The sequence below is a fragment of the Haliea atlantica genome, from assembly GCF_054779855.1.
Genome location: NZ_BAAGXL010000012.1, coordinates 1 through 10248 on the forward strand (window position 1 = coordinate 1; position 10248 = coordinate 10248).

At 59.8% G+C, this 10248-nt stretch carries 9 protein-coding genes; 6 read left to right on the forward strand and 3 right to left on the reverse strand.

Translation table 11 applies throughout. The features are described from left to right. Positions 1–132: 132 nt before the first annotated feature. Positions 133–1089, forward strand: coding sequence for an arsenic resistance protein (locus tag ACYVGS_RS09795; RefSeq protein ID WP_460588504.1), 957 nt, complete (start codon positions 133–135; stop codon positions 1087–1089). Between the two features lie 15 nt (positions 1090–1104). On the opposite strand, the gene merA is transcribed toward ACYVGS_RS09795, so the two are convergent. Genes merA through merT form a run of 3 tightly spaced genes read right to left on the reverse strand, consistent with a single transcriptional unit; the run spans position 1105 to position 3205 of the window. Beyond that, complete coding sequence (merA, locus tag ACYVGS_RS09800; protein WP_460588505.1) at positions 1105–2511, reverse strand: NAD(P)/FAD-dependent oxidoreductase; 1407 nt, start codon at positions 2509–2511, stop codon at positions 1105–1107. 36 nt (positions 2512–2547) lie between these two features. Then, complete coding sequence (merP, locus tag ACYVGS_RS09805; RefSeq protein ID WP_460588506.1) at positions 2548–2832, reverse strand: mercury resistance system periplasmic binding protein MerP; 285 nt, start codon at positions 2830–2832, stop codon at positions 2548–2550. 22 nt (positions 2833–2854) lie between these two features. Next, positions 2855–3205 (reverse strand): mercuric ion transporter MerT, encoded by a 351-nt coding sequence (gene merT / locus ACYVGS_RS09810; protein ID WP_460588507.1) that lies wholly within the window; start codon positions 3203–3205, stop codon positions 2855–2857. Positions 3206–3278: 73 nt separating this feature from the next. On the opposite strand from merT, the gene merR reads away from it, so the two are divergent. From merR to ACYVGS_RS09835, 5 genes are all read left to right on the forward strand, one after another. Continuing rightward, positions 3279–3707 (forward strand): Hg(II)-responsive transcriptional regulator, encoded by a 429-nt coding sequence (gene merR / locus ACYVGS_RS09815; protein WP_460588508.1) that lies wholly within the window; start codon positions 3279–3281, stop codon positions 3705–3707. 600 nt (positions 3708–4307) lie between these two features. Beyond that, the gene (locus tag ACYVGS_RS09820) at positions 4308–5618 is read left to right on the forward strand and encodes a TolC family protein (RefSeq protein ID WP_460588509.1); all 1311 of its coding nucleotides are present in this window, start codon (positions 4308–4310) and stop codon (positions 5616–5618) included. A 23-nt stretch (positions 5619–5641) separates the two neighbouring features. Further along, entirely contained in the window at positions 5642–6856 is a 1215-nt protein-coding gene (locus ACYVGS_RS09825; protein WP_460588510.1) for an efflux RND transporter periplasmic adaptor subunit, read from the forward strand. A gap of 13 nt (positions 6857–6869) precedes the next feature. After that, the gene (locus ACYVGS_RS09830; RefSeq protein ID WP_460588511.1) at positions 6870–10016 is read left to right on the forward strand and encodes an efflux RND transporter permease subunit; all 3147 of its coding nucleotides are present in this window, start codon (positions 6870–6872) and stop codon (positions 10014–10016) included. A 32-nt stretch (positions 10017–10048) separates the two neighbouring features. Then, positions 10049–10248: hypothetical protein (locus ACYVGS_RS09835; protein ID WP_460588512.1), on the forward strand; the 200-nt coding region annotated here is incomplete at its 3' end.

The following is a 10248-nucleotide window of genomic DNA, read 5'->3' on the forward strand; positions in this document are numbered from 1 at the left end:
TGCCGCCGGCATTATCTCAAATACCTTGCCCTGAAGCAGGGTTTTTCAACAGCCTGTTAGGGCGTGTCCCGGGAGCTCATTGCGCACCAGTGATATTATAGTGCCCTCGAAAAACAGCAGGAAAAGACTTGAATGCGCGAACAACTGGAGCGATATCAGGTCTGGCTTTATCTGGTTGCCATCTTGGCCGGCATAGCCACCGGCCGGATGTCACCAGAGCAGACTCGTCATTGGGAACTATTGCTGTGGCCAGCTCTGGGCGTTCTCCTGTATACCACCTTTACCCAGGTGCCACTGATACATCTCAGGGCAGCGTTTCGTGATCGCCGCTTCCTAGCCGCTTTGCTGACGGGCAATTTTATTCTGGTACCGGTGGTCGTTGGTCTTCTGTTGTGCCTGTTACCGGATGATCCCGCTATTCGGCTCGGCGTGCTGCTGGTACTGCTGGTACCCTGTACGGACTGGTTTATCAGTTTTACCCATCTTGGCGGCGGGGACGGGGCCCGGGCCATCGCGGCCGCACCGATCCTACTGATTGTGCAGCTCATTTTGCTGCCCGTTTATATGTGGCTTTTTATGGGCAATATCGCCATTGAGCTGGCGGTTGGCAGCCACTTGCTACCAGCATTCTTCGGATTGATTGTCACCCCGCTGATCCTGGCTTGGTTAACCGAACGGTTAACGGAGAAGCATCCGCGAGTACAAACACTGGTGGACTGGCTCGGGTGGCTGCCCGTGCCACTGCTGGCCCTGGTGGTGTTTCTGATTGCCGGCTCCCAAGTCAGCCTGGTGATCGACAATGGCGCACTTCTGTGGTCAGCGCTCGTGGTCTTTGTACTTTATCTGGCTGCCGCCGCCATTATCGGCAAGGGACTCAGTGAGCTGCTCGGGTTCTCGCCCACTATCGGCCGCACCCTCACCTTCAGCTTTGGTACCCGCAATTCCTTCGTCATGCTGCCGCTGGCGCTGTCACTGCCAGAGCCCTGGCGTGCCGCCGTCGTTGTCATTGTGTTCCAATCCTTGGTCGAGTTATTCGGCATGGTGGCGTATCTGCGCTGGCTGCCGCGCCTGATCAGGTATGCCGACTGAGCCGGGAACGCAGCCCTACCCGGCGCAACAGGACAATTGAGCCACATCTCGGGTAAAGGTCTGGGCGCAGAGCTTGAGCCCTTCCACCATAGTCAGGTAGGGGAAAAGTTCGTCAGCCATTTCCTGCACGGTCATATTGGCCCGCATCGCCATCACTACCGTCTGGATTAGTTCTCCAGCCTCAGCGGCAACTGCCTGCACTCCCAGCAGACGACCTGAATCCTGTTCGGCCACCATTTTGATAAAGCCATGGGTGTCGAAATTCACCAAGGCGCGCGGCACGCTGTTCAAACTGAGCGCGCGAGTATCGACCCGCAAGCCCTGCGTGGTCGCCAGCTCCTCAGTCAGACCAACGGTCGCCACCTGCGGATCGGTAAAAATCACCGCCGGCATGGCACTGAGATCGAGCATGGCCTCGCCACCGGTCATGTTGACCCCGGCCCGGCTGCCTCCGGCGGCGGCCACATAGACGAACTGCGGCTGGTCGGTGCAATCGCCGGCCGAATAGATACCCGGCACGTTCGTTTGCATGCGCTCATCCACCTGAATCGCGCCACGCACTGTCTTTACGCCGATCTGTTCCAGGTTCAGCTGTTCGGTATTGGGTGTGCGCCCGGTGGCGATCAACAACTGCTCTGCGCGCAATTCCCCAACTTTGGTGTTCAGTACGAACTCGCCATCGGCGTAATCGACCCGGCTGGCCTGAGTCTGCAGCAATACCCGAATGCCTTCCCGCTCAACGGCCTTCCAAATGGCATCGCCAACTGCCGGATCGTCTCGGGAAAGCAGTCGGCTGCGCGCCAGGAGCGTTACCTGGCTGCCCAGCCTCGCAAAGGCCTGGGCAAGCTCCAATGCCACCGATGATCCCCCGATCACCAACAAGCGTTTAGGGATAAAGGGAAGCGACAAGGCGGAGGTGGAAGTCAGGTACGGCATGTCAGCCAACCCCGGAATGGGTGGGATCGCCGGCCGCGCACCCGTGCCGATAAATGCCCGATCAAATTCGATTCGCCGCACTCCGCCCTCCGGGGTAGTGACGTCGAGCGCATTGGCCGTCACGAATTGCGCTGTTCCCTGGATCAGGGTAATGGCCGGGTTGTCATGTAGAATACGGGCATATTTAGCCTCGCGCAGTGCTTCTACCAGGCCCCGTTGTTGTTCCAGCAGTCTGGCGCGATCTACGAGCGGTGCCCGGGCGCCGAGTCCATCGTCAAAGGGGCTACTGCGCCGAAGGTGAGCGATATGCGCCGCTCGGATCATGGTCTTCGACGGTACGCATCCGGTATTCACGCAGGTGCCACCGATGGTCGCTCGCTCGATCACGGTTACCCGGGCGCCGCGTTCCGCCGCTTTCAGTGCCGCGGCCATGGCGGCACCGCCGGTACCAATGACAGCAATGTGTATCGCTTGCGCTTCACTCATGAGAGCTCCTTGTCTGAAGGTCGCCCAGATGTTCAATTACTCCTGGTCCGTCGCGCCCTGCTTGAGGGTAGACGGATAACCGGCGTTGGCCGTGGCTTCCGTTAATGCTGCGACAGAGGTTTGCGTGTCCTCGAAGGTGACCCTGGCTTCGCGCCGCTCGAAGCTGATATTGACGTCCCTGACACCTTCAACCCGGTTGAGTGCGGTCTTGACGGTGATCGGACAGACGGCGCAGGTCATACCGGGCACATCCAGTGTGACGGTCTGCTCAGCACCCCAGAGGGGCAGACTGAACAGGGCAAACAGTGAACTTACAAGCAAGAACTTTTTCATTTCTGGCCTCTCAATAAAACAGGGGTATGACATAGGGAAATACCGCGGCGACGGCAATCAACAACGCCACCAACCAGAAGGCGACTTTGTAAGCACCACGCACCCTGGGTTCGGCGCAGACATCGCCGGATTCACAAGCTCTGGCCGGCCGGTATAGCTGGCGCCAGGCCAACACCATGGCCACCAAGGCGGCGCCAAGAAACCAGGGGCGATAGGGTTCCAGGGCGGTCAAATTGCCGATCCAGGCGCCGGAAAAACCCAGCGCCACCAACACCAGCGGCCCAAGGCAACAGGCAGAGGCCAGCAGGGCGGCAATACCCCCGGCAAGCAACGAACCACCTCCCGTTTTGGATTCGGGCATGGGCAAGCCTCCTGTATTTTCATTCACCACTATGGCAAGCTTATCTCCGTAGTCGACTACGGAGTCAAGCATCGTGTCCGGTTCTCAAAACACATCAATGACCATCGGCAGTCTGGCCGAGGCCGCAGCGATAAACGTCGAAACCATTCGCTACTACCAGCGGCTGGGGCTGATGACGGAGCCAGAGAAGCCCTTAGGCGGGATTCGCCGCTACGACGACGTGGCGCTGACCCGGCTTCGATTCATCCGCAGGGCGCGATGGCTGGGATTCAGCCTGGAGGAAATCGGAGAACTGCTGAAACTCGAAGATGGCACCCACTGCGACGAGGCCAAAGCACTGGGTGAACGCAAGCTGGACAACGTGCGAGACAAGATCCGCAGCCTTCAGCAAATTGAAGGCGTGCTCGACCAACTCGTCGAGGAATGTTGTACGCAGAACGACAATGTCACCTGCCCGCTGATCGGTTCCCTCCACGAGGGGCTTGAGACAGTTAACAGATGAGGGAAAGGCCTGACAATAGATCGCCCCAACTACTGGGATGACACGTGTTTGGTCGCGAAACCAGGAAACTGTGGGGAAATTTTTGGGGAGCCTACCAGCGATGCCAGAAAATTGTCCCTGTCAGTGCTTAAACCTATTAAGATGATTGCTACTTTGGTAAGCTCGGGCTCAAATGTTCGGGACGATTTCATGCTTAAACGCTGTTTCATAGTGGTAATAACGCTTTTGATTGCTTTGCAATCAGTAGCGTCTATTGTCTATGAGGCACAGCCGCACAACCCTGCAATGCCACATCATGATGAGCATTCACACGAATCAGCGGATTTTTTCAGCGAAAATCAGGCAACCAAGTCGTCTCCCGATAGCCCCAATCATTCAGCGGACCATTGCCATCACAGCCATAGCTGCTTCCACACGGTGTTGCTGGGAACTCTCGCCAACATTTTCGGGCTGGCCGAGGGAATAGTACGGTCCGACTACCAAGTCAACTTCACCACCGGATTTCAATCCTCCCCTTTTCGCCCTCCTATTATCTGATCCTGCGAACACCTTCCCCACCCGGGGAACAATTGTCATTTAGACTTTCGTAGGAGCAGTCTCATGCTTTTCAGAATGCCCGTAAAAAACGGGCGGCGCGCAAAGCCGTGTCACTCTATTATCCATGCCTTTTGGCTTCTAACGCTGGCTCTCAGTGCCGCCGTGGCAAACGCCGGTGAAAAACCGCTAACTCTCTCTGAGGCCCTCTCACGGGCCATGGCGCAAAACCCCATCCTCCAGGTCTTCGATTTTCGCGTCCAGGGCCTTGAGGGACGCCGCCTTACGGCAAATCAAAATCCTGCCCTGGAAGCCGGCCTAGAAGTGGAAAACTTCCTCGGCAGCGACAATCTGCGAGGGATCGACGGGGCGGAGTACACCCTGTCCTTGTCATCGGTCCTCGAACTCGGCGGCAAGCGTCAGGCCCGCGTCAGCGTGGTTGACTCACGATTCGGGCGGGTCGAGGCCGAGCGCCGGGCCGAAACGTTGGATGTGCTCGGACAGGTAACCCAGCGCTTTGTCGCCACCCTGGCCCTGCAGGAAAAACTTGAACTCACCGCTGAAGCCGTGTCGCTGGCCGAGGCCACCCACGAGATCGTCGCACGTCGCGCCAACCGCGGCGCAGCGCCCCAGGCCGAGGTCTTGCGCGCCAGGGCCGCGCTCACCCGGAGTCGTATTCAGCAGTCCCGTCTGCGAGCCGCATACGCGAGCCGGAAAATAGCTCTGGCTTCCTTGTGGGGTGATACCAGCCTGGACTTTCAGATTCTGGAAGGCGATCTGTTCCAGTTCGGATCCTCCGACGACTTCGATGCCCTGTACCAGCGGGTCAGCGACAGCCCGGCCATTCAAATCTACGCGAGCGAACAGCGTATCCGTGAAGCGGAGATTCAGCTTGCGCGCAACCAGTCCGAGAGCGACATCCGTTGGCAAGTGGGCATCCGGCGTTTCGAGGAGACGGATGATACCGCCTTGACCGCTGGGCTCTCGGTGCCGCTCTTTTCCGGACGGCGCAATCGCGGCGAGGTGCAGGCGGCCCTGGCAGCCCGGGATGAGGTCCGATTTCGCCGGGAGGACACTCTGCTCCGCCTCCATTCGCGCCTGTTCGACGCCTACCACTTGCGGCAACAAAGCATCGACACTGTTGAGCAGATTCGCAGCCAAATGCTTCCCGACCTGACCGAGGCACTAACTCAGACCCGCGAGGCCTACGAACGCGGCCGCTACAGCTATGTGGAATGGACCGCCGCCCAGCGGGAGCTGCTCTCAGCACGGGAGACACTGGTCGACGCTGCCACCACAGCGCTGCTCAATCAGGCGTTGATCGAACAACTCACAGCGCAGCCGCTCGTCACTGTCCCGGGCGCCCCGACGCGCTAACCCCCGAATTCAGGATTCAAACCATGCAACTGATAAAACAACTCTGTCTGATTCTGGTGGCCAGCTGTTTTGCCATCACCCCCTTACAAGCCGCCGAGGAACAGCAGGGCGAATCGCAAGCCCAGGCTAAAGGGCCTCACGGCGGCATACTACTGCGACAGGACGACGCCACCGTCGAACTGCAGATATTCGAGCAAGGGGTTCCCCCGGAGTACCGGGCCTGGGTCACCAGGGATGGCCGCGCAGTGACGGACGACATTGATCTTGGCGCTAACCTCACTCGTCTGGGCGGGCAAGTGGACACTTTCGACTTCGCCTACCAGGGGGTGTACTGGCTTGGCGATGGCGTGGTGGCCGAACCCCACTCCTTCGACGTGGAAGTGACCCTCGCCATGGGCGGCAAGCACTACCGTTGGCACTGGGAATCCCATGAAGGTCGCACCCGGATCGCCCCTGATATCGCCCAAAAGGCGGGTATTACAACGGCCGCAGCCGGCCCGGGTATTATCGAACGCAGCCTGAACACCTACGGCAGCCTGACCACGGCACCGCAGCAGATTGCCCGGATCCGCGCCCGTTTCCCGGGCGTGGTCAGCCAGGTGAAGGTCAATTTGGGCGATCGGGTCGAGCGTGGCGACGTGCTGGCCCAGGTGGAATCCAACGAAAGCCTACGGACTTACCCACTGCGAGCGCCCATCGACGGAATCGTCATTGAGCGTCGGATCAGCAACGGGGAAATGGCCGGGGAGCAATCCCTGTTCGCCATTGCCGATTTGACCACTCTGTGGGCAGAACTCAAGGTCTTCCCTGGCCAGCGGGCCGAGGTGGCCGTCGGCCAGAAAGTCCGGCTGAGGGCTGACGGCATTGACCGGGAAGGCACCATCCGCCATCTGCTGCCGGCACCCCGTAACGCGCCCTACACTCTGGCCCGGGTCGAGGTCGACAATGACGAGGGCCTGTTGACCCCCGGGTTGCTGGTGACCGGGGATATCGTAGTGGAAACGGTGGACGCCCCCCTCGCAGTAGACAACCGCGCCCTACAATCCTTCCGGGACTGGACCGTGGTGTTTATTCAGGTGGATGACACCTACGAAATCCGCCCACTGGAGCTGGGCCGCAGCGATGGCAACCTGACTGAGGTGCTGGGCGGCCTACAGGCAGGAGATCGCTATGTGGTGGAAAACAGTTATTTGATCAAGGCCGATATCGAAAAATCCGGCGCATCCCACGACCACTAACCAGGAGGCTATGATGATCAATGCCATCTTACGCTTCTCGGTAGAGCGGCGGTTTTTAATGTTATCCCTTATTCTGGTGCTGGTCGGTGTGGGCGTGTGGAGTTTCCAGCGCCTACCCATCGACGCGGTGCCGGATATCACCAATGTCCAGGTGCAGATCAATACGGAGGCACCGGGCTACTCCCCGTTGGAGGCTGAGCAGCGCATCACCTTCCCGGTGGAAACGGCTTTGTACGGCCTGCCCAATCTGTCCTACACCCGCTCCCTGTCCCGCTACGGCCTGTCCCAAGTCACGGTGGTGTTCGAGGAAGGCACGGACATCTATTTCGCCCGCAATCTGATCAATGAGCGATTGGGCGCCATCAAGAGCGCGCTGCCACCCGGGCTGGAGCCGGAGATGGGTCCCATCGCCACCGGTCTTGGCGAGATCTTCATGTATACCGTAGAAGCCCTGCCCGGCGCCACTCAAGCGGATGGCAGTCCGCTGGACGCTACGGCACTGCGGGAGATCCAGGACTGGATTATCAAACCCCAGTTGGCCCAGGTGCCCGGCGTGATCGAGGTCAACACCATTGGCGGCTACGACAAGCAGTACCACGTTACGCCGTCGCCCCAACGGCTACTGGAGTTCGGCATCACGGTGGATGAACTGGTCAGCGCCCTGCGGGCCAATAACACCAATCGCGGCGCCGGCTATATCGAACGCAACGGTCAACAGCTATTGGTGCGCTCGCCCGGGCAGCTGGCCACCATTGGCGATATTGAAAAGGTGGTGATTGCCAACCGGAATGGTGCGCCAGTCCGGGTAGCCGATGTAGCTGATGTGGCCATTGGCAAGGAGCTGCGCACCGGAGCCGCCACACGCGACGGCAGGGAAACGGTGATGGGCACCGCCATGATGCTGGTGGGGGAAAACTCCCGGGCGGTAGCACAGGCGGTGGCCGAGAAACTGGACGCCATTCAGCCCTCGCTGCCCGACGGCGTCAAGGTGGAGGCGGTATACGACCGCACGGCGCTGGTGGACAAGGCCATCGCCACGGTGGAGAAAAACCTGCTTGAAGGGGCCCTGCTGGTCATCGTGGTGCTGTTTCTGTTGCTGGGCAACCTGCGCGCCGCCTTGATCACGGCAGCAGTCATTCCGCTTTCGATGCTCGCCACCATCACCGGCATGGTGCGGTCTGGCGTGTCCGCCAACTTGATGAGCCTGGGGGCGCTGGACTTCGGCCTGATCGTCGACGGCGCGGTCATCATCGTCGAGAACTGTATCCGGCGCCTGTCCCAGGCCCAGCACAATGGTCAACTAGCCCTCAAGGAGCGACTGCAACTGGTGTTCGAGGCCACCAACGAGGTCATTCGCCCCAGCCTGTTCGGTGTCGCCATTATTACCGTGGTGTACCTGCCGATCTTTGCCCTCACTGGGGTCGAGGGCAAGATGTTCCACCCCATGGCGGCCACCGTGGTGATGGCCCTGCTGTCGGCCATGGTGTTATCACTCACCGTGGTGCCCGCCGCTGTGGCGGTCTTCATGGGCGGCAAGATCAGCGAAAAGGAAAGCCCGGTAATCAGCGGCGCCAAATCGCTCTACAGGCCCGCGCTGCTGTTGGCTATGAGGTTCCGCTGGCTGGTGTTGGGCGGCGCGACCGCGCTGGTGGGGGTCTGCATCTGGCTAGCGACCACTTTGGGTTCGGAGTTTATTCCGCAACTGGATGAAGGGGATATTGCTCTCCATGCCCTGCGCATCCCGGGCACCGGGTTGGAGCAGTCCATCGAGATGCAATCGCAGCTGGAAGAACGGCTGAAGGCCTTTGGGGAGGTGGACAAGGTGTTCGCCAAGATCGGCACGCCGGAAGTGGCCACCGACCCCATGCCCCCCAGCGTGGCGGACAACTTCGTTATCTTGAAGCCCCGCAGCCAATGGCCAGATCCAGACAAAACCAAGGATGAACTGGTGGCGGAAATGGCAGAAGCGGTGGAAATGCTTCCCGGCAACAAGTATGAGTTCACCCAGCCCATTGAGATGCGCTTCAACGAATTGATCTCCGGCGTGCGCGCCGACCTCGGTATCAAAGTGTTCGGCGATGACCTGGATCAGTTGCTGACATCGGCCAACGACGTCCTTGAGGTTGTGGAATCCATGGAGGGCGCTGCCGATACCCGGGTCGAACAGGTGACCGGCCTGCCCATGCTGTCGGTACACCCCAAGCGCATGGCGCTATCCCGCTACGGGCTGACAGTGGATGATCTCCAGGATCTGGTGGCAGCCGGTGTCGGGGGCGAAAACGCCGGCCTGATTTACGAAGGCGACCGCCGCTTCCAGTTGGTGGTGCGTCTGCCCGAAGACATCCGCCGGGATGTGGACAGCCTCGCGGACCTGCCAGTCCCCCTGCCGGACGGCGGCTATGTGCCCCTGTCGGAAGTGGCCGAGCTGGAGCTGGCTCCGGCGCCCAACCAGATCAGCCGGGAAAACGGCAAGCGTCGGGTGGTGGTCACCGCCAACGTGCGGGACCGCGACCTGGGCGGATTTGTCGAGGAAGCACAGGCGCGCATTGCGGACGACGTGGACCTACCTCCCGGATACTGGCTGGATTACGGCGGGACCTTCGAGCAACTGCAGTCCGCCAGTCAGCGGCTTGCCATCGTGGTGCCCGTGACCCTCGCCATCATCCTCGCACTCTTGGTGATGGCCTTCGGCTCCCTCAAGGATGCCTTGATCATCTTCACCGGCGTGCCACTGGCCCTCACCGGCGGGGTTCTGTCCCTGTGGCTGCGAGACATGCCCCTGTCGATCTCGGCGGGTGTTGGCTTTATCGCCCTCTCCGGGGTGGCGGTGTTAAACGGCTTGGTGATGATCGCCTTTATCCGCGATCTGTGGCACGAGCAGGGTGACCTGATGAAGGCCATTGTCGAAGGCGCCCTGATCCGCTTACGGCCGGTATTGATGACCGCTTTGGTCGCTAGTCTCGGCTTTGTGCCCATGGCCCTCAATACCGGCACCGGCGCCGAAGTCCAGCGTCCTCTGGCGACCGTGGTGATCGGCGGGATTATCTCGTCCACCCTGTTGACGTTGTTTGTACTCCCTGTGCTCTATGCGTTGTTGCATGGCAGAAGTGCCAGTAACTCCACTCCCACAGGCGACATTAATCACGACACTGATAGTTAACCAAAACTCCATCATGGGGGGGGAATCTCCCCATGATTTTTTCAACGTTCTTTTATTGCGGTTTATACCCTGGTAAGACTATGAACAATCCACCCAAGCAACGAAAAGATGACCCGAAGGAAGCTCCACACTTTCGAACACATCGCATCCACGCCATCAACAGTGACTGGTATTTGGTTCTTCGTCATTTCATGTGGATTTCAGGATCGAGCCCGCAGGGCTGGCAATCAGG